This window comes from Pseudonocardia halophobica, from assembly GCF_050948485.1.
In the GTDB taxonomy this organism is placed as follows: Bacteria; Actinomycetota; Actinomycetes; order Mycobacteriales; family Pseudonocardiaceae; genus Pseudonocardia; species Pseudonocardia halophobica.
The window spans coordinates 3,902,385-3,924,420 of sequence record NZ_CP192046.1 but is presented as its reverse complement, the minus strand read 5'-3'; the positions used below and the strand labels follow the sequence as shown (position 1 = coordinate 3,924,420).

At 75.3% G+C, this 22,036-nt stretch carries 20 protein-coding genes; 13 read left to right on the top strand and 7 right to left on the bottom strand.

What is annotated here, in order from left to right:
- Positions 1 to 9: 9 nt before the first annotated feature.
- Both ACQP04_RS18800 and ACQP04_RS18795 read left to right on the top strand, forming a co-directional pair.
- Positions 10 to 882, top strand: coding sequence for an SGNH/GDSL hydrolase family protein (locus tag ACQP04_RS18800; RefSeq protein ID WP_433501877.1), 873 nt, complete (start codon positions 10 to 12; stop codon positions 880 to 882).
- A 41-nt stretch (positions 883 to 923) separates the two neighbouring features.
- The gene (locus ACQP04_RS18795) at positions 924 to 1,436 is read left to right on the top strand and encodes a pyridoxamine 5'-phosphate oxidase family protein (RefSeq protein WP_433501876.1); all 513 of its coding nucleotides are present in this window, start codon (positions 924 to 926) and stop codon (positions 1,434 to 1,436) included.
- An 89-nt stretch (positions 1,437 to 1,525) separates the two neighbouring features.
- Here ACQP04_RS18795 and ACQP04_RS18790 read toward each other — a convergent pair whose 3' ends face one another.
- Both ACQP04_RS18790 and ACQP04_RS18785 read right to left on the bottom strand, forming a co-directional pair.
- The gene (locus ACQP04_RS18790; protein ID WP_433501875.1) at positions 1,526 to 3,190 is read right to left on the bottom strand and encodes a bifunctional 3'-5' exonuclease/DNA polymerase; all 1,665 of its coding nucleotides are present in this window, start codon (positions 3,188 to 3,190) and stop codon (positions 1,526 to 1,528) included.
- A gap of 44 nt (positions 3,191 to 3,234) precedes the next feature.
- A complete protein-coding gene (locus ACQP04_RS18785) occupies positions 3,235 to 4,803 on the bottom strand; it encodes an FAD-dependent oxidoreductase (RefSeq protein WP_433501874.1) in 1,569 nt (522 codons plus the stop codon).
- Between the two features lie 118 nt (positions 4,804 to 4,921).
- On the opposite strand from ACQP04_RS18785, the gene ACQP04_RS18780 reads away from it, so the two are divergent.
- Positions 4,922 to 5,773: an LLM class F420-dependent oxidoreductase gene (locus ACQP04_RS18780; protein ID WP_433501873.1), complete on the top strand. Its 852-nt coding sequence runs from the start codon at positions 4,922 to 4,924 to the stop codon at positions 5,771 to 5,773.
- Between the two features lie 39 nt (positions 5,774 to 5,812).
- Positions 5,813 to 8,026 carry an FUSC family protein gene (locus tag ACQP04_RS18775; protein ID WP_433501872.1) on the top strand — a complete coding sequence of 738 codons (2,214 nt, stop codon included), beginning with the start codon at positions 5,813 to 5,815 and terminating at the stop codon, positions 8,024 to 8,026.
- Here ACQP04_RS18775 and ACQP04_RS18770 read toward each other — a convergent pair.
- Positions 7,999 to 9,510 (bottom strand): DHA2 family efflux MFS transporter permease subunit, encoded by a 1,512-nt coding sequence (locus ACQP04_RS18770; RefSeq protein ID WP_433501871.1) that lies wholly within the window; start codon positions 9,508 to 9,510, stop codon positions 7,999 to 8,001. The genes ACQP04_RS18775 and ACQP04_RS18770 overlap by 28 nt on opposite strands.
- 80 nt (positions 9,511 to 9,590) lie before the next feature.
- On the opposite strand from ACQP04_RS18770, the gene ACQP04_RS18765 reads away from it, so the two are divergent.
- From ACQP04_RS18765 to ACQP04_RS18735, 7 genes are all read left to right on the top strand, one after another.
- Complete coding sequence (locus tag ACQP04_RS18765; RefSeq protein WP_433501870.1) at positions 9,591 to 10,322, top strand: enoyl-CoA hydratase; 732 nt, start codon at positions 9,591 to 9,593, stop codon at positions 10,320 to 10,322.
- Positions 10,323 to 10,532: 210 nt separating this feature from the next.
- On the top strand, positions 10,533 to 11,273 hold the full coding sequence (locus ACQP04_RS18760) for a L,D-transpeptidase (RefSeq protein WP_433501869.1): 741 nt from the start codon (positions 10,533 to 10,535) through the stop codon (positions 11,271 to 11,273).
- Between the two features lie 55 nt (positions 11,274 to 11,328).
- Positions 11,329 to 11,682, top strand: coding sequence for a BlaI/MecI/CopY family transcriptional regulator (locus ACQP04_RS18755; RefSeq protein ID WP_232868589.1), 354 nt, complete (start codon positions 11,329 to 11,331; stop codon positions 11,680 to 11,682).
- Positions 11,683 to 11,711: 29 nt separating this feature from the next.
- Positions 11,712 to 12,614 (top strand): M56 family metallopeptidase, encoded by a 903-nt coding sequence (locus ACQP04_RS18750; protein WP_433501868.1) that lies wholly within the window; start codon positions 11,712 to 11,714, stop codon positions 12,612 to 12,614.
- A 144-nt stretch (positions 12,615 to 12,758) separates the two neighbouring features.
- Positions 12,759 to 13,265: a pyridoxamine 5'-phosphate oxidase family protein gene (locus ACQP04_RS18745; protein WP_433501867.1), complete on the top strand. Its 507-nt coding sequence runs from the start codon at positions 12,759 to 12,761 to the stop codon at positions 13,263 to 13,265.
- Positions 13,266 to 13,331: 66 nt separating this feature from the next.
- Positions 13,332 to 14,732 (top strand): ATP-binding protein, encoded by a 1,401-nt coding sequence (locus ACQP04_RS18740; protein WP_433501866.1) that lies wholly within the window; start codon positions 13,332 to 13,334, stop codon positions 14,730 to 14,732.
- On the top strand, positions 14,725 to 16,680 hold the full coding sequence (locus ACQP04_RS18735) for a vWA domain-containing protein (protein WP_433501865.1): 1,956 nt from the start codon (positions 14,725 to 14,727) through the stop codon (positions 16,678 to 16,680). Before ACQP04_RS18740 ends, ACQP04_RS18735 begins: the two co-directional genes overlap by 8 nt.
- 67 nt (positions 16,681 to 16,747) lie before the next feature.
- Here ACQP04_RS18735 and ACQP04_RS18730 read toward each other — a convergent pair whose 3' ends face one another.
- Positions 16,748 to 17,602 carry a LysR family transcriptional regulator gene (locus ACQP04_RS18730; RefSeq protein WP_433501864.1) on the bottom strand — a complete coding sequence of 285 codons (855 nt, stop codon included), beginning with the start codon at positions 17,600 to 17,602 and terminating at the stop codon, positions 16,748 to 16,750.
- Positions 17,603 to 17,684: 82 nt separating this feature from the next.
- Here ACQP04_RS18730 and ACQP04_RS18725 point away from each other — a divergent pair, with 82 nt between their 5' ends.
- Both ACQP04_RS18725 and ACQP04_RS18720 read left to right on the top strand, forming a co-directional pair.
- Complete coding sequence (locus tag ACQP04_RS18725; protein WP_433508394.1) at positions 17,685 to 18,680, top strand: bile acid:sodium symporter family protein; 996 nt, start codon at positions 17,685 to 17,687, stop codon at positions 18,678 to 18,680.
- Positions 18,681 to 18,785: 105 nt separating this feature from the next.
- Positions 18,786 to 18,953, top strand: coding sequence for a hypothetical protein (locus tag ACQP04_RS18720; protein ID WP_433501863.1), 168 nt, complete (start codon positions 18,786 to 18,788; stop codon positions 18,951 to 18,953).
- A 6-nt stretch (positions 18,954 to 18,959) separates the two neighbouring features.
- On the opposite strand, the gene ACQP04_RS18715 is transcribed toward ACQP04_RS18720, so the two are convergent.
- From ACQP04_RS18715 to ACQP04_RS18705, 3 genes are read right to left on the bottom strand one after another with little or no spacing between them, the layout of a single operon-like run.
- A complete protein-coding gene (locus ACQP04_RS18715; protein WP_433501862.1) occupies positions 18,960 to 19,760 on the bottom strand; it encodes a CPBP family glutamic-type intramembrane protease in 801 nt (266 codons plus the stop codon).
- 41 nt (positions 19,761 to 19,801) lie between these two features.
- On the bottom strand, positions 19,802 to 20,947 hold the full coding sequence (locus ACQP04_RS18710; protein WP_433501861.1) for an N-acetylglucosamine-6-phosphate deacetylase: 1,146 nt from the start codon (positions 20,945 to 20,947) through the stop codon (positions 19,802 to 19,804).
- A gap of 59 nt (positions 20,948 to 21,006) precedes the next feature.
- The gene (locus tag ACQP04_RS18705; protein WP_433508393.1) at positions 21,007 to 22,023 is read right to left on the bottom strand and encodes an SIS domain-containing protein; all 1,017 of its coding nucleotides are present in this window, start codon (positions 22,021 to 22,023) and stop codon (positions 21,007 to 21,009) included.
- Positions 22,024 to 22,036: the final 13 nt, after the last annotated feature.

The window sequence follows — 22,036 nt, the reverse complement described above, 5'->3', positions numbered from 1 at the left end:
CGTCGCTCCTTGGCCGTCCTCGTCGGTGCGGTACTCGCGGTCGTGGGCACCGTCGGGACGGCGGGCACGGCCCTGGCCGACGACACCGAGCAGGCCGGCCGGTACGTCGCCCTGGGTGACTCCTACAGCGCGGGACCGCTCGTCCCGCCGCCGACCGGGCACCCCGCCGGGTGCCTGCGGTCGGGCTCCAACTTCCCGTCCGTGGTGGCCGAGGGGACGGGCGCCACGGACTTCGTCGACGTGAGCTGCAGCGGCGCCACCACCACGGACTTCACCGCCCCGCAGAAGGTCACCCTCGGCGAGAACCCCGCCCAGTTCGACGCGCTGACCGGGACCGAGGACCTCGTCACCTTCACCATCGGCGGCAACGACATCGGGTTCGGCGAGATCATCCAGGAGTGCGCGCTCCGGTCGCCGCAGCAGCCGCTCGGCGCCGCCTGCCGGGACTTCTACGGCGACCAGCTGAACCAGCGGATCGCGGAGACGGCGCCGAAGATCGCGGCCGCGCTCGGGGAGATCGGCACCCGTTCGCCGGGGGCGCGCGTCGCCGTCGTCGGATACCCGGCGCTGCTGCCCGACGAGGGGCCGGGCTGCTTCCCGGTGGTGCCGTTCAGCCCGGGCGACGTCGCGTGGCTGCGCGGGATCGAGAAGGACCTCAACGCGATGCTCGACGCCCAGGCGAGCGCGGGCGGGGCGACGTACGTCGACACCTACACGCCGACGATCGGGCACGACATGTGCCAGCTCCCGGGCGTGAAGTGGATCGAGGGGCTGTTGCCGACCTCGCCCGCGGCGCCGGTGCACCCCAACGCGCAGGGCATGGAGGCCATGGGGGCCGCGGTCCTCGCGGCACTCGGTGCACCCGTCCCGGCGGCCGCGTAGCAGCCCTACCAAACGGCCGTCCGACGGCCTACCCTCGGCTCGTGACGCGCGTCGGCGAGCGGGACCTCGAAGGCATGGACCAGGCCCGGCTGGCCGCGGCCGACCGGGCGGAGCTGGTCGAGGCCGCCCGGGAGTGCACGTTCCTCTTCACGGACGAGGAGGGCTGGCCCGCCGGGGTCACGATGAGCCACCTGTTCCACGACGGCGTGTTCTGGCTGACCGCGGTCACCGGGCGCGCCCACGCGGCCGCGGCCGAGCGGGACCCGCGCGTCGGGCTGGTGATCAGCAACCTCGGGACGGACCTGCCGGGCCGGCGGATGGTGCGGATCCGCGGGCGGGCGACGGTGCACCGGGACCGGGCGACGCTCGACGCCGTGCTCCCGCTCCTCGCCCGACGTCTCCAGCCCCGCGACCCCGGCCGGATGCTGCGGCTCCTCGACAGCCCCCGCCGGGTGCTGATCCGGGTGGAGCCGGTCTCGTACCCGCAGACCCACGACTCCCGCAAGATCGCCGGCGACGGCCGCGGCGGCCCGGATCGCAGTACGGAACCATGACGCGATCGAGGGGCGACATCCGACGCGTGATGGAACCATGATGCGGGCTGGGGCGCAGAGATCGCGCGTTGTGGAACCATGGTGCGGCGTTATTTCTCGGCGTAGGACTCCACGACCCGGGCGGGCATCGGGACGCGGACGGGCGTGGCGCCGAAGAGCGTGCGGGTGGCGGAGTCGGCGGCTGCCTGGACCAGCTCGGCGGCCTCCGGCGCGGCCGCGGCGGGGCCGTGCAGCAGCACCTCGTCGTGCTGGAAGAACACCAGGCGGGACGGGTTGCCGGCCCGGTGCAGCATCGTCCGCAGTTCCGCGAGCAGCACCAGCGCCCATTCCGCCGCGGTGGCCTGCACGACGAAGTTGCGGGTGAACCGCCCGCGCGCCCGCGCCCGGGACGGCACCTCGTCGCCCGGCCGCGCCGGCGGGCACGTGCGGCCCAGCCACGACCGGACCAGCCGTCCCTCCTCGCCGGCCCGCGCCGCGTCCTCGACCACCGCGACCGCGGCCGGGAAGCGGCGGCGCAGCAGCGCGAGGTGGGCGCCGGCGTCGCCCGACGTCTGCCCGTAGATCGCGGACAGCACCGCCAGCTTGGCCTTCGCCCGCCCGTCCGGCACACCCGCCCCGAACAGCTCGGCGGCGAGACCGGCGTAGAGGTCGGAGTTCCGCTCGGTGCCGCCGGCGCGGGCCAGCGCGGCGTCGCCCGCGATGGCGGCGAGGATCCGCGGTTCCAGCTGCGCGGCGTCGGCCACCACGAGCCGGCACCCTGCGTCGGCGCGCACCGCCGCCCGCACGGCCTTCGGGATCTGCAGCGCCCCGCCGCCGCGGGTGGCCCAGCGCCCCGACACCACCCCGCCGACGACGTACTCGGGCCGGAACCGCCCCTCGTGCACCCAGGTCCGCAGCCAGTTCCAGCCGTGCGCGGCGTGCAGCCGCGCGAGGTCCTTGTACGCCAGCAGCGGCGCGACGGCCGGATGGTCGACCCGCTTGATCACCCAGGACCGGGTGCTGGGCAGCTCGAACCCGGCCCGGGCGAAGGCCCGCAGCAGCTCGGCGGGGGAGTCGGGGTTCACCGGCCGCCCGAACGCCTGCTCGACCTGGGCCGCGAGCGCGGCGAGCCGCGGGGGCCTGCCGTGTCCGGCCGGCCGGGGCCCGAGCGCCTCGGTGAGCAGGGCGTCGTGCACGTCGGCGCGCCACGGCAGGCCTTCGGCGCGCATCTCCTCGGCGACGATCCCGCCGGCCGACTCCGCCGCGGCGAGCGTCCGGAGCCGGGGGTCGGCGGCGAGCCGCCGCTGCTGGGCGGCGTGCACCGCGACGGCCGCGGCCAGGGTCCCGCTCGGGTCGGGCTCGGCGCGGCGGAAGAGGGCCGGCGGCTCGTCGGCCGACTCCTCGGGCTCCTCGTCCGGCGGAGCGGGCTCGCCGGCCAGTCGGGCGGCCGCGGCGGCCAGGCCGCGGGGCGCGCCGAAGGCTCCGTCGGCGCCGACGAGCAGGCCCTCGACCAGCTCGACGTCGTGCGCCCGCTCCGCCCGCACGCCCGCGGCCAGCAGGGTCCGGTACGTGCGGGCGTTGCGCCACACCGCCCGCTGCCCGCCGAGGTCCAGCTCCGGCAGCGGCACGGGACGGACGGCGGCGACGGGCTCGCCCACCGCGTCGAGCGGGTGCACCAGCGCCACGCCGCGCTCGGCGTCGACGTGCACCGCGAGCCGGGCGGCGCGCACGGCCATCTCGACGGACGCAGCGCCCAGGCGACCCGAGGCGCTCACCGCATCGCCGGGTGGGCGAGCGGCGGCCACGCGACCCGAGGCGCTCACCGCAGCGCCGGGTCCGGGAGCGGCACCGCCGGACCGCCCCGCCCGAGCCGGCCGAGCCGGTGCACGGGCATCCCCGCCAGCAGCCCACGCGCGGCGATCCCGCGGATCTCCTCGGGCCCGGCCCCGACGGCGGCGAGGACGTCGTTGGCGGCGAGCACCCCGGTCATCGCGGCCCGCTCCATCAACCCCGAGGGGTAGGGGCACTCCACGAAGTCGCCGGCGACCCGCACCCCCGGCGCGTCCGTGACGACGCCCGGGCGGGTGCCCGCGGTGCCGGGCGGGAACGCGGGTGCGGTGGCCTCGAGCCGTTCCTGCAGATGGACGACCCCGGCGGCATCGGTCTCCGGCCACAGCGCCGCCAGCTCCGCTCGCATCCGCGCGGTGGCGCCGGTGACGTCCGGCGCCCGGCAGGCGTAGGAGTGCAGCTCCACGACGGACCCGCCGGTGCGCGCGGCCCACCGCGCCGACTCGCCCTCCAGCCGCGAGTACACGGTGACGGAGTCGAGCGTGGCCTCGCCCGAGACCGCGCTGAACACCGCCCGCTCCGGCCGCACGTCCCGGTCCAGCCACAGCCGCGTGACGGCGAAGGGCGGGGCGGCCGCCAGCGCCGCGGCCCGCGTCGCGAGGTCCGGCGCGATCGGGGATTCCGCCAGGAGCGTCCGCAACGCCCCGGGGTCGAGCGCGAGCACCACGTGCTCGGCCTCCACCGGCCCCGCCGCGCCGTGCACCCGCCACGCCCGCCCCGCGCGTTCGAGCGAGGTGACGCGCGCCCCCGTGCGGATCTCGGCCCCGAGACCGCGCAGGTGGGCGGCCAGCGGCGCCCAGATCGCCGTGAGGTGGTCCTCGGCGGGCGCGTCGAAGCCGATGCCCGCCGGGTTGCCCAGGAAGTAGTAGTGGAACATCGCCACCAGTTCGGCGGCGGACAGCCCGTCCTGGTCGCAGAAGAAGGACCGCGCGAAGGCCTCGAACAGCATCTGCCGGGCTCGCTCCGACACCCCGAGCCGCGCGAGGAACTCACCGGCGCTCAGGTCGTCGAACCGCGCGGCGGTCGCGGACGGGTCGTGTGCCAGCAGGGCGAACCCGAGCGCCGCGTCGGCCCCCGCGATCTCCCGCAGCCGCAGGCTCGGGGAGCGGGCGAACAACGCGAGCAGGTTGAACGGCGGCGCGGCCGGCAGGTTCCCCAGGTCCTCGGCCGGCCAGCGGCGGGAGATCACCGGGTAGCCCTCGACCGGGCGCAGGAACCCGAGCTCCGGGTCGATCCGCCGCAGGATCGAGCGCCAGGTGTCGTAGTGCCGGAAGAAGGCGTGGAACCCGTGCTCGACGACCTGCTCCGACCCGTCCGGCAGGGTGTGCGGCCAGGCGCCGAGCCGCCCGCCCAGGGTGGGCGCGGCCTCCAGCAGCGTGACCGCCACCCCGCGCTCGGCGAGCACCACCGCCGCGCTCACGCCCGCGATCCCGCCGCCGACCACGACCGCGCGCGTGCCGGGCCGCACCCGGCGGGGCCGGTCCGGCCGGGCGGGGACGAGGACCTGCGGCCGGCGGCGCCACGGGAGGGTGCGGCTCACGCCCCGATGATTCACACCCGGGAGCCTACGGACGGGCACCGACAGGAATGCGCGGCGTGTGAGGGCCGGTTGCCGGGGAAGGGGAACACCCCGCAACGACGCACGCGAGGAGGAACGCATGTCGGTGGACCTGGGCCGCTACGGGATCTGGCTGCGCCGCGACCAGCTCACCCCCGGGCTCGCGACGGAGATCGAGGCGCTCGGCTACGGCGCGATCTGGATCGGCGGCTCCCCGCCCGCCGACCTGGCGCTGCCCGAGGAGCTGCTGGCCGCGACCACGCGGATCGCGATCGCGACCGGCATCGTCAACATCTGGCAGGCGCCGGCACCCGAGGTCGCGGAGTCCTACCACCGCATCGAGAAGGCCTACCCCGGCCGCTTCCTGCTCGGTGTCGGGATCGGGCACCCCGAGGCCGTCCGGGAGTACCGCTCGCCCTACGAGACGATCGTCGGCTACCTCGACGAGCTCGACGCCGCCGGGGTCCCGGTCGAGGCCCGCGCCCTGGCCGCCCTGGGCCCGAAGGTGCTGCGCCTGTCCGGGGAGCGGACCGCCGGGGCCGCCCCGTACCTGACGACCCCGCGGCACACCGCCGAGGCCCGCGAGATCCTCGGCGACGGCCCGCTGCTCGCCCCGGAGCACAAGGTCGTCCTCTCCACCGACCCGGAGTACGCCCGCACGGTCGGCCGGCCGAAGGTCCGCGACCCGTACCTGCGGCTGTCGAACTACCGCCGCAACCTGCTGCGCACCGGGTTCACCAAGGAGGACCTCGACACCGCGAGCGACCGCACGATCGACGCGCTGGTCCTGCACGGCGACGCGGCCGCCGTCGCCGCCGGGCTGAACGCCCACCTCGAGGCGGGCGCCGACCACATCTGCGCCCAGATCCTCACCGCGTCCGGCACGCCCGACGACGAGTACCGCGCGGCCCTGCGCGCGCTCGCCACCGAGCTGGGCCTGAGCCGAGCCTGACGTGAGCGGGCCGATCACCGCGGTGGGAGACTCCGAGCCGTGCGCGGGCGGGCGTGGATCGGGGAGCTGCGCACCTGGGTGACGGGCGTGGACCCCGGGCTGGGCCGGCTGCGGCTCGCCGGGGTGGCGACGGCGGCCATGGTGCTCGCCGTCGCCCTCATGTCCGTCGTCCACGCGCTCACCGGGCAGCCCGTCACCGTCGTGGTGTTCGCGGCGGTGCTGGCGATGGTCAGCAACCTGTCGGTGAACGAGCCGGACCTCCACCGGCGCCGCGTCACCACCGCGCTGATGGTGCTGCCCGCCGCCGCGGCGACCGTCCTCGGCACCCTGCTGGCCGAGCACCGCCTCGTCTCGGACACGGTGTTCGTGCTGGTCATGATGGTGGCGGTGTGGATCCGCCGGTACGGCCCGCGCGGGATGGCGCTGGGCATGGCGATGTTCGTGCCCTACTTCTTCACCCAGTTCCTGCAGGCGAGGCCGGAACAGCTGCCCACCCTGCTGGCGGCGGTGGCCGTCGGCTTCGGGTCGACGCTCCTGCTGCGCGGCTTCGTGTTCGCCGAGAAGCCGGAGAAGGTGCTCGACGACCTGCTCCGTGCGGTCCGGGCGCACGTGCACGCCCTCGCCCTCGCCGTCATCGACGTGCTCGAGGCGCCGGCGGACGACGAGAAGGACATCGGCGCCGCACTACGGGACCTGCACCGCCGCCGAACCCGGCTGAACGACACGATGCTGCTGGTCGTCGACCGGATCGAGCAGCTGCGCGACGAGCGGGAGGACCCGGACGAGGAGGCCAGCGAGGACGACCCGCGGCGCGCGCTGTCCCTCGCCGTCGCCGACCTGGAGCTGGCGGCCGAGCGGCTCGCGGTCTCGACCCGGCGGCTGGCCGACGACCCCGAGCGGCCGGGCGCGCTCGAGCCCGAGGTGCGGGAGGCGCTGCTCGACGGCGTGCGCGGGCTCGCCTCGGCCACCGCGACCGGTGCGCCGGAGGCGATGCGCGGGGCGGTCCTCGCCGGGGCGCGGCGCAGCGTCGAGGAGCTCGCCGAGGAGCACAGCGGTGCGCGGCCCCGCGAGCAGCGGGTGGCGTTCGCGGTCATCCGGCTGGCCGACGCGCTCGAGGGCGGCGAGAGCGCCCTCCCCGCCCCGATCACGCTGGCCGAGCAGAGCGAGGACCCCGAGGACGAGGAGGAGATCCCGGGCCGGCCCGTCGACCGGATCGCGCTGTCCACCCGCCAGGCCGTGCAGGTCGGGGTCGCCACCAGCCTCGCGATCGTGGCGGGCGAGTTGATCTCCCCGTCCCGCTGGTACTGGGCGGTGATCGCGGCGTTCGTGGTCTTCGCGGGCACGGCGAGCCGCGGCGACGTCCTCGCCCGCGGCTGGCAGCGGCTGATCGGGACCGTCGGTGGGGTCGTGGCGGGGATGCTGCTGGCCTTCGCCGTCGGCGGCCGGGCGGTCCCGACGCTGATCCTGCTGGCGGCGTGCGTGTTCCTCGCGCTCTACCTGTTCCGGATCTCCGTCGGGCTGCTCGCCTTCTGGATCACCGCGGTGCTGGCCCTGCTCTACGGCCTGATCGGGCAGTTCTCGGTCGAGACGCTCGTGCTGCGCGTGATCGAGACGGCAGCCGGCGGCGCGCTCGGCGCCCTGGCCGCGCTCGTCATCCTGCCCAAGCACACCCGGGCCGCCTTCCGCGAGGCGCTCGACGACACCGTGCTCGCCCTCGACGAGGCCCTCGAGGCCACGGTCGACCGGCTGACCGGGCGCCCACCCACCGGCCTGCCGGTCGAGCTCGCCCGCACCGCCGACGAGAAGCTCGGCACGCTGCGGCAGCGGGCGAAGCCACTGGACAACCCGCTGCCTCGGCGTCACGGGCGGGGCAGCTACCAGCGCGCCCTGCGGGTGCTGACGGCCGTGGACCACTACACCCGCGCGCTCGCGCGGCTGTCGGACCGGATCGTCGTCCCGGGGTGGGCGCCGACACTCGACCCCGCCGTCGAACGGATCCGGGCCAACATCGCCGGCCTCGGCGACCTGCTGCGGCCCGGCGGGCCGGCCGCGGGGGACGGGATCGTGTCGGCCGAGGACCTCGTCGACGCCGCCGAGGCGTGGGCCTCGCGCTGCGACGACCCCGGGCTGCGCCGGGACCTGCTCGCGGCGGTCCGGCCCCTGCGGCGGATCGACCAGGTCGTCGTCGGGTTCGCGGGCGACCTGGCGGGCCGACCGGCGCGGGCTCAGGAACCCGTGGAGTCGCGCGGGTAGGCCTGCGGGGCCGAGATCCCGCAGTGCGCGCAGCGCTCGAGCGGGATCCGCTCCAGCGGCGGCCCAACCGGCTCGGCCTGCGGCTCGGCCTCCGCGCGCAGCCGGCTGCGGATCGTCAGCGCGGACACCAGCCCGCCCAGAACCAGCAGCGCGGCGCCGATCAGCAGCGCGGTGTGGAACCCGGCGTTGAAGGCCACGGGGTCGGAGTAGTCGGCGTTGCCGATCCCGGCCACCCCGGGGATCACCGCGACGGCGAGCAGCCCGGCGGCGCGGGCCACGGCGTTGTTCACGCCGGAGGCGGCCCCGGCGTAGCGGTCGGGCGCGGCGTCGAGCACGGTCGCGGTGAGCGGGGCGACGGTGAGGGTGAGGCCCGCGGCGAAGACCAGGACCGCGGGCAGCACGTCGAGCAGCCAGGACGCGGCCGGTCCGATGCGCATCATGAGCAGCAGGCCGCACGCGGCGAGGATCGGCCCGACGGTCATCGGGATCCGCGGCCCGATCCGTTCCGCGAGCGCCCCGGACCGCGAGGAGAACAGCAGCATGACGACGGTGACGGGCAGGAGCCCGGCGCCCGCCAGGACCGGCGGGAACCCGGCGACGATCTGCAGCTGCAGCACCAACAGCAGGAAGAGGGCCCCGAGGGCGGCGTACACGAGCAGGGTCACGACGTTGGCGGCGGTGAAGACCCGGTCCTTGAACAGCACCGGCGGCACGAGCGGGTGCCGGGAGCGCCGCTCCACCACCACGAACACCAGCAGCGCGCCGATCCCGACGGCCAGCGCGGCCCACACCGCGGCCGAGCGCACGCCGGCGCCCAGTTCGGTGAGCGACCAGGTCAGGCCTGCGAGCCCGGCCACTGCCAGCGCCGTGCCGGACAGGTCCAGCCCGCGGGCCGCCGCCACGTCCCGGCTCTCCGGCACGTGCCGCAATGCCACGGCCACGACGACGACCGCCAGCGGCAGGTTGAGCAGGAACACCGCGCGCCAGGTCCACTCCACGAGCCAGCCGCCGAGGAACGGCCCGACGGCGCCGGCGATGCCGCCGAGCCCGGACCACGCCCCCACCGCGGCCGCCCGGTCCTTGCCGTGGAACGACGCGGAGATGATCGCGAGGCTGCCCGGGGTGAGCAGCGCCCCGCCGACCCCCTGCAACGCCCGGGCCGCCACCAGGGTCTCGATGTTCGGGGCCAGCCCGCACGCCAGCGAGGCCAGCGCGAACCACACGACCCCGATCACGAAGATCCGCCGCCGCCCGTAGCGGTCCCCGAGCGACCCGCCGAGCAGGATCAGCGAGGCCAGGCTGAGGGTGTAGGCGTTGACGGTCCACTGCAGCCCGGTGAACCCCGCGTCGAGGTCCTCGCCGATGTGCGCGAGGGCCACGTTGACCACCGTGCCGTCCAGCATCGCGAGGCTGGAGCCGAGGACGGTCGTCAGCAACACCCAGCGCCCGGCCGGTGTCCCCATCCGCAGCCCCTGCTCCGCCATGCGCCGGACCCTAGCCCCGGACCGGCACCCGCACCTCGTAATCTCGGCCGGTCGGTCGGCGGGCGAGGGGGAGTGTGGACGTGGCGGTCAACGTGACGGTCGGGGCGGACCGGGTCGGCGTGATCGAGCTGGACCGGCCGGAGCGGCGCAACGCGCTCAACGTCGAGACCTGCGGGCGGATCGTGGCCGCCGCCGAGGAGCTGCGGGCGGCCGCGGTCCGGGCGGTCGTGGTCACCGGGACCGGCACCAGCTTCTGCTCCGGCGCCGACTTCGGCGAGGTCTACGGCGAGGGCTTCCGGGACGCCCTGCACGCCGCCCTCGGGGCCGTGCACTCCCTGCCGGTGCCCGTGGTCGCCGCCGTCAACGGCCCGGCGATCGGGGCCGGCACGCAGCTCGCCATCGCCTGCGACCTGCGCGTCGCTGCGGAGGGCGCGGTCTTCGCGCTGCCCACCGCCCGGCTCGGACTGGCCGTGAACCCGTGGACGATCCGCCGGCTCGCGCAGGTCGCGGGCGGCGCCACTGCCCGCGCGCTGCTGCTCGCCTGCGACACCGTCGGCGCCGAGCTGGCCCTGAACCGCGGCCTCGTCGACCGCCTCGGCGCGCTCGACGACGCCCGTGCCCTCGCCGCGGAGCTCGCCGGCCTCGCGCCGCTCACCCTGGCCTACAACAAGCTGGTGCTCGACCGTGTCGAGCTGGGGGAGGAGGACCCCCTCCTCACCGACGCCTTCGAGGGCTGCTGGCGCAGCGCGGATCTCGAGGAGGGCCGGACGGCGCGCTCGGAGAAGCGCGTGCCGGCCTACGAGGGTCGCTGACGCCGGCCCGTCCGACACCAGCACTGCTCCGTTCGGTCCTGCTCGACCACTCCGGGTAGCCGAATCGGCCAGGTGGTCGTGAGGGTGGAACCTCCGTCTCACCCGAAGGTCTCGATGTCGACGGATCGTCACCTCGGCGCGGCCGCGGGCGTCACCCGCCCCGGCGGCCGGTCGTTGAGCCGGGAAGGACGTGCGGCAGGTGAGGTGAGGATGGTCCGGCAGGACGGACGGCGGGCGGCCGGGCGGGCACGACCCGCGGCGGTCAGCGGCGCCGTGATGGCGGGGGCGGTCGCCCTCGTCGTCGGACTCGTCGGCTTCGGTCCCGCGGCGGCCCGGCCGGACACCCGCCCGGCGGTGCCCTCGCTGGGCGGCCTGCTCGACCCGTCGCCCGCGTCGGACGCCGAGGACAGCGAGCCGGCGGAGGGCACGCACGAGGACGCGACCACGGAGCCGGACCCCGCGCCGAGCACCGACGAGACCGACGACGCCGAGGACACCGGCACCGGTGCGCCGACCCGGCTCGGTGCGGCGGCCCCGGCCGCGTCGTCGGGCTCGTCCGCCGCCCGCGGTGAGGCCCCCGCGACCTATCCGAACGGCGTCGCCGGCACCCCGTGCACCGCGACGGCCCGGGCCTGCGTCGACGTGGCCGGCCGCAAGGCCTGGCTGATGGACGGCGGCACGGTCGTCCGCGGGCCGGTGCAGGTGCAGACCGGCGACCAGGAGGACCCGACCCCGCTCGGCACCTTCTCCGTGCAGTGGAAGGCCGAGCGGTACACGAGCCGCGAGTACCTGGTGCAGATGCCGTACTCGGTCTTCTTCGCCCCCGGAGGCATCGCCTTCCACCAGGGCCGGCAGGACACGCCGTCGGCCGGCTGCGTGAAGCTCCTCGAGGCCGACGCGAAGGCGTTCTTCACCCACCTCCAGGTCGGCGACGAGGTACAGGTCACGTGAAGGACACCCTAAGTTCTGGCGCCGGTCGGCTTCTACGTCGAGTAGAATCGATCCCGTGCCGAGCCTGGGTGAGTTGGAACGTGCGGTCATGGAGGTCCTCTGGGCCGCAGCCCACGAAGGACGGGGCGCGCTGACCGCCCGTGAGGTGCAGGAGGCGCTCGCCGACCGCGAGCTCGCGACCACGACCGTGCTCACGGTGCTGGGCCGTCTCGAGCGCAAACAGCTCGTCGTCCGCACGCGCGACGGGCGGGCGCACCACTACCGCGCCACGGCGAGCCGCGAGGACCACGTCGCCGAGCTGATGAACGACGCGCTCGACGGCGCCCCGGACCGCGGGGCCGCCCTCGCCCGGTTCCTCGGCTCGATCCCGGACGAGGAGCGGCGCAAGTTGCGGGACCTGCTCGACTAGCCCCGCCCGGCCTCCCGGACAATGGGCCGATGGCGCTCGCGGCGCTCGGCCTCCTCCTTCTCGGTGTCCTCCTCGCCGAGCCGGTCAGCCGTGCCTTCGCCCGGGCGCGCTGGACCCGGCGCGACCCCGTCGGCGCGCTGCTCGTGTGGCAGGCGATCGGCCTGGCCGGTGGGCTCTCGCTCGTCGGTTCCGGGGTCGTCTACGGGCTGTCCCCGCTCGGCGACTCCCTCCCGTCGGCCGTCGGCGCGCTGTTCGCGGAGTGGAACGAGGGGCACTGGCCGGACCGGCTCGACGCCGTCCACCTGATCGCGATGCTCGTGGCGCTCGGAGTGGGCGCGCGGCTGGTGTGGGTGCTGGGCACGATGTACCTGCGGACCGTCCGCGCCCGCCGGCGGCACCGGGACCTGCTCGACGTGCTGGCCACACCCTGGCCGGACTCGCCCGGTACGCGCGTGCTCGACCACCCCCAGCCCGTCGCCTACTGCCTGCCCGGCCGCAGCTCCCGGCTCGTGGTCTCGGCCGGGGTCCTGGAGGCGCTGTCGCCGGAGGAGGTGTGGGCGGTCCTCGCCCACGAGAAGTCGCACCTGCGGGAGCGGCACGATCTCGTCGTCCTGCCCTTCGTCGCCTGGGGCGCCACGGCCCCGTTCGTGCGCGGGATGGTGTGCGCCCAGGTCGCGGTGGCCGAGCTGATCGAGATGCGGGCGGACGACGTGGCGGCCTGCCGCTCCGAGCCGCACGAGCTCGTCGGGGCACTCAAGACGGTCGGCGGGTCGGCCCCCGCTGCCGCGCTCAGCTCCTTCACCGACGCCCTCGACGCCCGCATCGAGCGCATCACCGCCCACCCCTGCCCGCTGCCCTGGTACTCCCGCGTGGCCGTCCGCCTCGGCGCACTCGCGTTGGTGGCGGTCCCGACGGTGCTGCTCCTCCTGTGAGTGCCCACTGCCGCTGGAGGGGCACTCGGCACTCACGACCCCGTACGTATTCCTCCGTATTGCGGAGGCGCTCGAGCGCGGCGAGCCTTGCCCTCTGCCGTGGTCGGGAGTCAGCCGCGGTGGGAGTCGGGCAGGTGCATGAACATGTCGTCGGACCCTGCCGTCCACAGCAGGACGGCCCGCGCGGACCTCGACGATCCGGTGGCCCGTGAGTTGTTGTCGTCCAGGATCCCGGCCCGCCTGGCCTACTCCTGGCGGGACGGGACTCCGCGGGTAGTGCCGATCTGGTTCCACTGGGACGGCGCAGAGATCGTCATGGCGACGCTGCCGGGTGCACCCAAGCTGAAGGCGCTCGACGACGGCGTTGCGGTCGCGATCACCATCGACTCCGAGGAGTGGCCGTACAAGGTCCTCTCGGTCAGGGGCCGGGCGCACGTCTCGAAGGTCACCGGCGTCTGCGCCGAGTACGCGAAGGCAGCCGAACGCTACTTCGGCCCGGAGCACGGTACGGCGTGGGTGAGCGGGTTCCCGCCCGAGGTCGAGATGTGGCGCATCGCGGTCACCCGAGCAGGTGCGCATCCTCGACTTCCGCACCCGCTTCCCGAGTGCGATGCCGATCTGATCCCGGCCGGCTCCGCGAGCGGTCACTAGTCCATTGACCTGCGCGAACGCCGAAACGTTGCGCGGTAATCATGACGCGGGCGTAGCGTGGAGGACGTGCCGTTCACCGCACCTTCCGATCTTCCCCGCACCCTCGGCGCCCTCCGTGCCTCCGGGCACGAGCTCAAGGGTGTCAAGACCGAGATCCGTGACAACCTCCTCGCCGCCCTCCGCGAGCGCCGCGACCCCTGGCCGGGCATCGTCGGCTTCGAGTCCACCGTGCTCCCGCAGCTGGAGCGGGCCCTGATCGCCGGCCACGACGTCGTGCTGCTCGGCGAGCGCGGCCAGGGCAAGACCCGCCTGCTCCGTTCCATCGCCAACCTGCTCGACGAGTGGACCCCCGTGGTCGAGGGTTCCGAGCTCGGCGAGCACCCGTACGAGCCCATCGCGCCCGAGACCGTCCGGCGCGCGGCCGAGCTGGGCGACGACCTGCCCGTCGGCTGGGTGCACCGTTCCGAGCGGTACACCGAGAAGCTCGCCACCCCGGACACCGCCGTCGCCGACCTGATCGGCGACGTCGACCCCGTCAAGGTCGCCGAGGGCCGCTCGCTGGGCGACCCCGAGACGATCCACTTCGGCCTCGTGCCGCGGGCGCACCGCGGCGTCGTGGCGATCAACGAGCTGCCCGACCTCGCCGAGCGCATCCAGGTCGCGCTGCTCAACGTCATGGAGGAGCGGGACATCCAGGTCCGCGGCTACACGCTGCGCCTGCCGCTCGACGTGCTCCTCGTGGCGAGCGCGAACCCCGAGGACTACACCAACCGCGGCCGGATCATCACGCCGCTCAAGGACCGCTTCGGCGCGGAGGTGCGCACGCACTACCCGCTCGAGGTGTCCGACGAGGTCGACCTCGTGGTCCAGGAGGCCCACCTGGCCGCGGAGGTGCCGCGGCACCTGATCGAGGTCGTCGCCCGGTTCACCCGGCACCTGCGCGAGTCGAGCGCGGTCGACCAGGGCTCCGGCGTGTCCGCCCGGTTCGCCGTGGCGGCCGCCGAGACCGTCGCCGCCGCCGCCCTGCGGCGCGCGGCGCTGACCGGGGAGGCCCGCGCGTACGCCCGGCCCGTCGACCTCGAGGCCGTGCCCGCCGTGCTCCGCGGCAAGCTCGAGTTCGAGTCCGGCGAGGAGGGCCGCGAGGAGGAGATCCTCGAGCACCTGCTGCGCCGGGCCACCGCCGACACCGCCCGGTTCGCGCTGCGCGGGGTCGACCTGGGCGAGCTGGCCGACGAGGTCGCCACCCGCCCGGTCCGCACCGGCGAGCGGGTGCCGGCGGCCGAGGTCGTCGCCAAGCTGCCGACCGTCGACTCGCTCACCGAGGTCGCGAAGCGGCTCGGCGCCGAGGGCACCGAGGACCCGGGCCCGATGGCCAGCGCCGCGGAGCTGGCACTGGAGTACCTGTTCCTCACCCGCAAGCTCGCCAAGGACGAGACCGACGACGGAGAGACGGTCGAATATGGCTGATCCGCGGCGCAGACGGCTCCGCTACGCGTACGGCCCGTACGCCGGCGGGCCGGACCCGCTCGCCCCGCCGTTCGACATCCGGTCGGCGATGGACCAGATCGGCCGGGACGTCATGGAGGGCTCCTCGCCGCGCCAGGCGCTGCAGGAGCTGCTCCGGAGGGGGCTCGACGGCCGGCGCGGGCTCGACGACCTGACCCGGCAGGTCTGGGAGCGCCGCCGGAACCTGCAGCGGGACAACCGGCTCGACGGCACGCTGCAGGAGGTCCGCGAGCTGCTGCAGCGCGCCCTCGACGCCGAGCGGGAGTCGCTGGGCAACGAGGACTCCGACGACGCCCGGTTCCGCGAGATGCAGCTCGACGCGCTGCCCAACGACACCGGCGGCGCCGTCCGCGAGCTCAACGAGTACGACTGGCGGTCCGCCGAGGCCCGGCAGGCCTACGAGGACATCCGCGACCTGCTCGGCCGGGAGATGCTCGACCAGCGCTTTCAGGGCATGAAGCAGGCGATGGAGAACGCGACGCCCGAGGACGTCGAGCGGATCCACGAGATGATGTCGGATCTCAACGACCTGCTCGAGCACCACGCGGCCGGCCAGGACACCACGGACGAGTTCCGCGAGTTCATGCAGAAGCACGGGGACTTCTTCCCCGAGAACCCGCAGAACACGGACGAGCTGGCGGACCTGCTGGCGCAGCGGGCCGCGGCGGCGCAGCGGATGCTCAACTCGATGTCCGCCGAGCAGCGCGCGGAGCTGATGGAGCTGGCCCAGCAGGCCTTCGGCGACCCGCGGCTGGCCCAGCAGATGGCCCGGCTCGACTCGATGCTGCAGGCCATGCGGCCCGGCGAGGACTGGGAGGGCTCCGGGCGGTTCCGCGGGGAGAACCCGATGGGCATGGGCGAGGCCACCCGGGCGCTCGAGGAGCTGGGCCGGCTGGACTCGCTGGCCGAGCAGCTCTCGCAGAGCTACCCGGGCGCCCGGCTCGACGACATCGACCTCGACGCGCTCACCGAGATGCTCGGCGAGCAGGCCGGGGTCGACGCCCGCACGCTGGCCCAGCTGGAGCGCGAGCTGCAGCGGCAGGGCCTCTTCGAGCGGGCTGCCGACGGGTCACTCCTGCTGTCGCCCAAGGCGTTGCGCCGGCTGGGGCAGTCGATCCTGCGGGACGTCGTCGAGCAGCTCAGCGGGAGGAACGGGCAGCGGGACACCCGCCGGGCCGGTGCGGCGGGGGACGCGACCGGGGCGACCCGGCCGTGGGCCTTCGGCGACACCGAGGCCTGGTCGGTGCCGCGGACGTTGCTCAACGCCCAGCTGCGGCGGGCCGCCGGCGACCCGCGGGCGCTCGACGTCAGCGACGTGGAGATCGTCGAGACCGAGCAGCGCACCCGCGCGGCGGTCGCCCTGCTGGTCGACACGAGCTGGTCGATGGTCGCCGAGGGCCGGTGGGTGCCGATGAAGCGCACCGCGCTGGCCCTGCACCAGCTGATCTCCACCCGGTTCCGCGGGGACGCGCTGCAGCTCGTGACCTTCGGTCGGCACGCGCAGTCCGTCGAGCTGGGGGAGCTGGTGGGCCTGGAGGGGGCGTACGCCCAGGGCACCAACCTGCACCACGCCCTCCTGCTGGCCGGGCAGCACCTGCGCAAGAACTCCGACGCCACCCCGGTGGTCCTCGTGGTCACGGACGGCGAGCCGACGGCCCACCTGGAGCCCGACGGCGAGGCCTACTTCGACTACCCGCCCAGCCCATACACCCTGCGGGCGACGATCGGGGAACTCGACAAGCTGGCCTCGCTCAAGGCGGCGTTCACGTTCTTCGTGCTGGGCGACGACCCGCGCCTGGCGGTGTTCATGGACGACGTCGCCAAGCGGGTCGGCGGGCGGGTGGTCAACCCGACCCTCGACGGCCTCGGCGCCGAGGTGGTGGCGGACTACCTGAAGCGCCGCTCCTGACCCCACCGCGCCCAGCGTGAGCGAACGGCGCTCTCGCTCATACCAAATGAGCGAGAGCGCCGTTCGCTCACTGGTCCGCGGCGGTTCGAAGGGTGCCCGCGCTGTCCAGGATCGCCCCGGCCAGGGCCTCGGCCGGGGCGGTCAGGGCGCGGCGGCCGGTCTGCAGGGTGAAGTCGAACTCGCCGAGGCGCGGCAGCCCGGGGACCGGGGCGAGGCCGCTGGGGAGCAGCGTCTCCGCGTGCGCGACGACCCCGAGCCCGGCCAGTGCGGCCGCCCGCAGCCCGGAGAGCGAGCCGCTGGTGCAGGCCATGCGCCACGGCCGTCCCGCGGCCTCCAGTGCCGCGATCGCCGCGGCCCGGGACAGGCTGGGCGGCGGGTAGCTGACCAGGGGGATCGCGCCGTCGTCGGGCCGGTAGCCGGGGGCGCCCACCCAGACGAACCGGTCGTGCCAGACCGGCGTGCCGCCCGTCCGGCCGGGGGAGCGCTTGGCGAAGAGCAGGTCGAGCTCGCCGCGGTCGAGCTCCGCCTCCAGCGTCTCGCTGAGCCCGACGGTCAGCTCCAGGTCCACCTCGGGATGACGGCGTCGGAACCCATCGAGGATGGTCGGCAACCGGGTGAGCACGAGGTCCTCGGAGACGCCGAACCGCAGCCGCCCCCGCACCCGTGCGCCGCGGAAGTGCGCCAGGGCCCGCTCGCCGGTGTCGAGGATCGTGGTGGCGAACTCCAGCATCGCCTCGCCGTCCGGGGTGAGGGCGACGGTGTGGGTGTCGCGGGCGAGCAGGGTGCGGCCCACCTCGGCCTCGAGCTTGCGGACGTGCTGGCTCACCGTCGACTGCCGGACGGCGAGCCGGGCCGCGGCGCGGGTGAAGCTCAACGTGCGCGCGACCGCGACGAACGAGCGCAGGAGCACCGGGTCCAACATCTGCTCATCGTACGGCGTGATGACAGAGAGAGCGGTGTGCGTGTTTCCGAATGAGCGCCGGCGGCGGACGATAGGACGCGTGCTGCAGCGGTTGAAGCGTCTCCGGGACCGGGTCCGGATCGACACGTTCCTGGTGCTGATCCTCCTCACGGTGGGGATCGCGGCGCTGCTGCCCGCGCGCGGGGCCGTCGCGACCGGCGTCGGGCACGCGACGACCGTGGCCATCGGCCTGCTGTTCTTCCTCTACGGCGCGCGCCTGTCCACCCGCGAGGCCATCGAGGGGCTCAAGCACTGGCGGCTCCACGGCACGGTCGTGCTGGCGACCTTCGTGCTGTTCCCGCTGCTCGGGCTGGCGATCCAGCTCGTTCCGTCCGCGGTGCTGCCCACCGAGCTGAAGCTGGGCGTGCTGTTCCTGTGCTGCCTGCCGTCGACGGTGCAGTCGTCGATCGCGTTCACGTCCGTGGCCCGCGGCAACGTGCCGGCGGCGATCTGCGCGGCTTCGCTGTCCAACCTGCTCGGCATCGTGATCACCCCGCTGCTCACCGGCCTGCTGCTCTCCTCACAGGGCGGGATCTCCGGCGGCGCCATCGTCGACGTCGCCCTGCAGCTGCTCGCGCCGTTCGTGCTCGGCCAGCTCCTGCGCCGCTGGATCGGTGGCTGGGTCGCCCGGAACAAGAAGTACCTGCAGGTCGTCGACCGCGGCTCGATCCTGCTGGTCGTCTACGCGGCGTTCAGCGAGGGCATGGTCGAGGGGATCTGGGGGCGGCTCTCCCCGGCGGCGCTGGGTGCCCTCTTCGCGACGTGCGTGGTGCTGCTCGGCGTCGTCCTGGCGATCACCTGGTTCGTCCCGCGTCGGTTCCCGCGCGCCGACCGGATCACGATCCTGTTCTGCGGGTCGAAGAAGAGCCTGGCCAGCGGGCTGCCGATGGCGGGCGTGCTGTTCGCGGGCCCGCAGGTCGGGCTGCTCGTGCTGCCGCTGATGCTGTTCCACCAGATCCAGCTGATGGCCTGCGCCGCGATCGCCGGCCGGCTGGCCCGACACGCAGACGAGCCGGCCGCCACGCCCGTCCCCGCCTGATCCCGCGAGTCGGCGGGCTCGTGCGACCGAGGTGCACATCCCGGGGGAACGGGAATGTCTGGTTCGGTGACGCGAGAGTGCCGACTCGCGGAAGAGGGGAGCGGCATGTGGACCTGCGAGCGCTGCGGGGCGACGGTCGAGCCCGGTGATCCCGCGCGCCTGGCCTGGAGCGTCGAGCGGGAGCCCGACGGGCGGGACAGCGCGCTCTGCCCGGCCTGCGCCCGAGAACATGTCCGGGACATCGAGGCGCGGCTGCCGCGGGAGTGGTGGTGACCGCCGTCAGGCGGTGCGCGCCGCGAGCCGGGTCACCGTCGCCTCGTCCGGGGCCGCTCCGCGCATCCGCGGGTCGAGTGCGAGGCCCACGGCGAGCACGGTCCAGAGCGCACCGGTGAGCAGGTCCATCCGTGCGGCGTCGGCGCCGGTGAGGCCGAGCACGGCGTAGCCGACGGTCCCCTGCAGGACGTGGAAGACCAGGGTGAGCAGCACGCTGCCGCGCGCCCGGTCGAACAGCCACACGTAGACGACCGTGATCACGACGGTCACCGGCAGCCCGACCGGGGCCAGCTGCCCGGTGACGACCAGCGGCAGGTGCCACAGCGCCACGATCGGCCCGAGGACCAGCGCCGCCGTGAGCGGCGTCCGCCTGACCTGCAGCCACGGCAGGGCGTAGCCGCGGAAGCCCGGCTCCTCGCCCATCGGCCCGTCGAGCGGGTTGACGAGCCGGACGGCGGCGACGAGGGCCAGGTCGCCCCAGGCGATCCGGGCGAGGTCGGGCGCGGGTGCACCCCAGACGGCCACGTTCAGCGCCACGGCCACCGCGAGCACGAGGAGCGGGACGACGATCGCGAAGGCCCAGGGCCCGGCACCGACCCGCCACCGGACGAGCCGCGCGCCCAGGTCCCGGTAGCCCGCCCGGCCGTCGGCGATCCCGGCCACGATCAGCGCCGCGAGCAGCGGGCCGCAGCTCCAGTGGGCCACCGGGGCGAGGTCGACCGCCTGGAACGGCCACGACCACCACGACAGCACGAAGGTGAGCACGAAGAACGCGACGAGGCGGTGCCGGCGCACCAATGCGGTCATGGGGCCGCACGGTCCGCCCGTCCGGTCCGGCCGGCATCGCCCTACGCGGGCGGTGCCAGACGCGCCCCGCGCCGGTAAACCTCCCGCACCTTGAGCTCGGGCGACAGCACGACGACGTCCGCCCGGCGGCCCGGTTCCAGTACGCCGACCGGGAGCCCGAGGGTCGCCGCGGGTGTCGAGGCCGTCATCGCCACCGCTCTGACCAGGCCCGACGCCCGGTCGGGCGCGTTCTCGACGATGCGGCGGAACAGGGCGTCGCCGGTGGCCGTGCTGCCCGCGATCGAGCCGCGCCCGGCCAGCCGGGCGACCCCGCCCTCGACCCGGACGTCGAGCTCGCCGAGCCGGTAGCGGCCGTCGGGCATGCCCGCGGCGACCATCGCGTCGCTCACCGACGCCACCCGCGACGGGCCGGCCGAGGCCAGCACCAGGTCCCACAGCGCGGGGTGCACGTGCAGCCCGTCGGTGACCAGCTCGACCGTCACCCGCGGGTCGCCGAGCAGAGCGGCGGCGGGGCCGGGCTCGCGGTGGTGCAGCGGGGCCATCGCGTTGAACAGGTGCGTGCCGACCCGCGCCCCGGCCTCGATCGCGGCCCGGACCAGCGCGTACCCCGCGTCGGTGTGGCCGACGGCGGCGAGGGCGCCCGAGCCCGCCACCCGCCGGACGGCGTCGAGCCCGCCCTCCCGCTCCGGTGCGAGGGTGACCATCCGGACCACTCCGGTGCCCAGCAGGGCGTCGAGCTCGGCGGGATCGGGGTCGCGCAGCAGGGCCGGGTCGTGTGCGCCGCAGCGGCCCCCGGCGAGCCACGGCCCCTCGAGGTGCACGCCCGCGATCTCGCCGTCCTGCACCAGCCCGGCAAGGGCCGCGACCGCCCGGCGCAGCATCTGCGGCGTGGCCGTGACCAGCGAGGCGAGCGTGGTGGTGGTGCCGTGGGCGCGGTGGAAGGCCACCGCGCGGGCGGCCTCCTCCGGGTCCCCGGTCGTGTAGGCGGCCCCGCCCCCGCCGTGGACGTGCAGGTCCACGAACCCGGGCACGACGACGGCCGCGCCCAGCTCCCGGTCCGCGGGCCGCGGCGGGCGCCCGATGCCGGTCGCCACGATCCGCTCGCCCGCGATGCCGATCCACCCGGGCCCGCACGAGCCGGGCAGGACGACGGTGTCCGCGGCCAGGACGGCGACGTCGCTGCTCACCGGGGGTCGTGAGTGCAGAGTGCCGCTAGAGGGGCGGTCGCCACTCACGGGGTCGGGGGTCACAGGGTCTCCGTCACCTTCCGCAGGCCCCGCGGTGCGTCGGGGTCGCCGCCGCGGTCGACGGCGACGTGCCGGGCCAGGAGCTGCAAGGGCAGGATCTCCAGGAGCGGGGCGAGGGCGTCGGAGGTCTCCGGGAGCCGGATCCCCGCGCCGCCGGCCGTCGACACGGCGGCGCTCCCCACCGTCAGCACGTCGGCGCGGCGCTCGGCGAGGGCGTCGAGCACCGGGCGGAAGGCCTCACCGCCCGGCCCCGCGGACACCACGGCCAGCACCGGGACCCGCGGCTCCACCAGCGCGAGCGGGCCGTGCAGCAGGTCGGCGCCGGAGAAGGCCTGCGCCGAGACGTAGGCGGTCTCCATCAGCTTCAGCGCCGCCTCGCGGGCGGTCGGGTACGAGTAGCCGCGCCCGGTCGTGATCATCCGCTCGGCGAAGCGGTACCGGGTCGCCAGCGCGGCGACCTCCGCGTCCCGGTCCAGCACGCCTGCCCCCAGGTCCGGCAGCGGCGCGGCCGCCGCCGGCGCACCGCCGAGCAGCAGGTACAGCGCCAACAGCTGAGCCGTGTACGACTTGGTGGCGGCCACGGCACGCTCCGGTCCGGCGAGGACGTCGACGTGCGCGTCGGCGGTCGTGGCCAGCGCAGACCGGGCGTTGTTCGTCACCGAGACCGTGAGCGCGCCGCCGGCCTTCGCGACCTCCAGCGTGCGCAGCAGGTCGGGCGAGCCCCCGGACTGGCTGACCGCGATCATCAGCACGTCGCGCAGGTCCGGCCGGGCGCCGTAGGCCGTGAAGGTCGACGGCGAGACCAGACCGGCGGGCAGTCCGAGCGTGATCTCGGCCAGGTACTTCGCGTACAGCGCGGCGTGGTCGCTGGTGCCGCGGGCGACCAGCAGCACGAACCGCGGGGACCGGCGGCGCACGAGCGCGGCCGCGGCGTCGACCCCGGAGGCGCCCGACGGGCCGGACTCGGCCAGCAGCCGACGCCAGACGGCGGGCTGTTCCGCGGTCTCCGAGGCCATCAGCGCACCGGGG

Excerpts from the sequence above, each read along its gene's own strand:
- ACQP04_RS18780 (WP_433501873.1), top strand. The coding sequence starts at position 4,922 with ATGTCGGTGGACCTGGGCCGCTACGGGATCTGGCTGCGCCGCGACCAG.
- ACQP04_RS18770 (WP_433501871.1), bottom strand. The coding sequence starts at position 9,510 with ATGGCGGAGCAGGGGCTGCGGATGGGGACACCGGCCGGGCGCTGGGTG.
- ACQP04_RS18760 (WP_433501869.1), top strand. The coding sequence starts at position 10,533 with ATGGTCCGGCAGGACGGACGGCGGGCGGCCGGGCGGGCACGACCCGCG.
- ACQP04_RS18750 (WP_433501868.1), top strand. The coding sequence starts at position 11,712 with ATGGCGCTCGCGGCGCTCGGCCTCCTCCTTCTCGGTGTCCTCCTCGCC.
- ACQP04_RS18745 (WP_433501867.1), top strand. The coding sequence starts at position 12,759 with ATGTCGTCGGACCCTGCCGTCCACAGCAGGACGGCCCGCGCGGACCTC.
- ACQP04_RS18735 (WP_433501865.1), top strand. The coding sequence starts at position 14,725 with ATGGCTGATCCGCGGCGCAGACGGCTCCGCTACGCGTACGGCCCGTAC.
- ACQP04_RS18730 (WP_433501864.1), bottom strand. The coding sequence starts at position 17,602 with ATGTTGGACCCGGTGCTCCTGCGCTCGTTCGTCGCGGTCGCGCGCACG.
- ACQP04_RS18720 (WP_433501863.1), top strand. The coding sequence starts at position 18,786 with ATGTGGACCTGCGAGCGCTGCGGGGCGACGGTCGAGCCCGGTGATCCC.
- ACQP04_RS18715 (WP_433501862.1), bottom strand. The coding sequence starts at position 19,760 with ATGACCGCATTGGTGCGCCGGCACCGCCTCGTCGCGTTCTTCGTGCTC.
- ACQP04_RS18705 (WP_433508393.1), bottom strand. The coding sequence starts at position 22,023 with ATGGCCTCGGAGACCGCGGAACAGCCCGCCGTCTGGCGTCGGCTGCTG.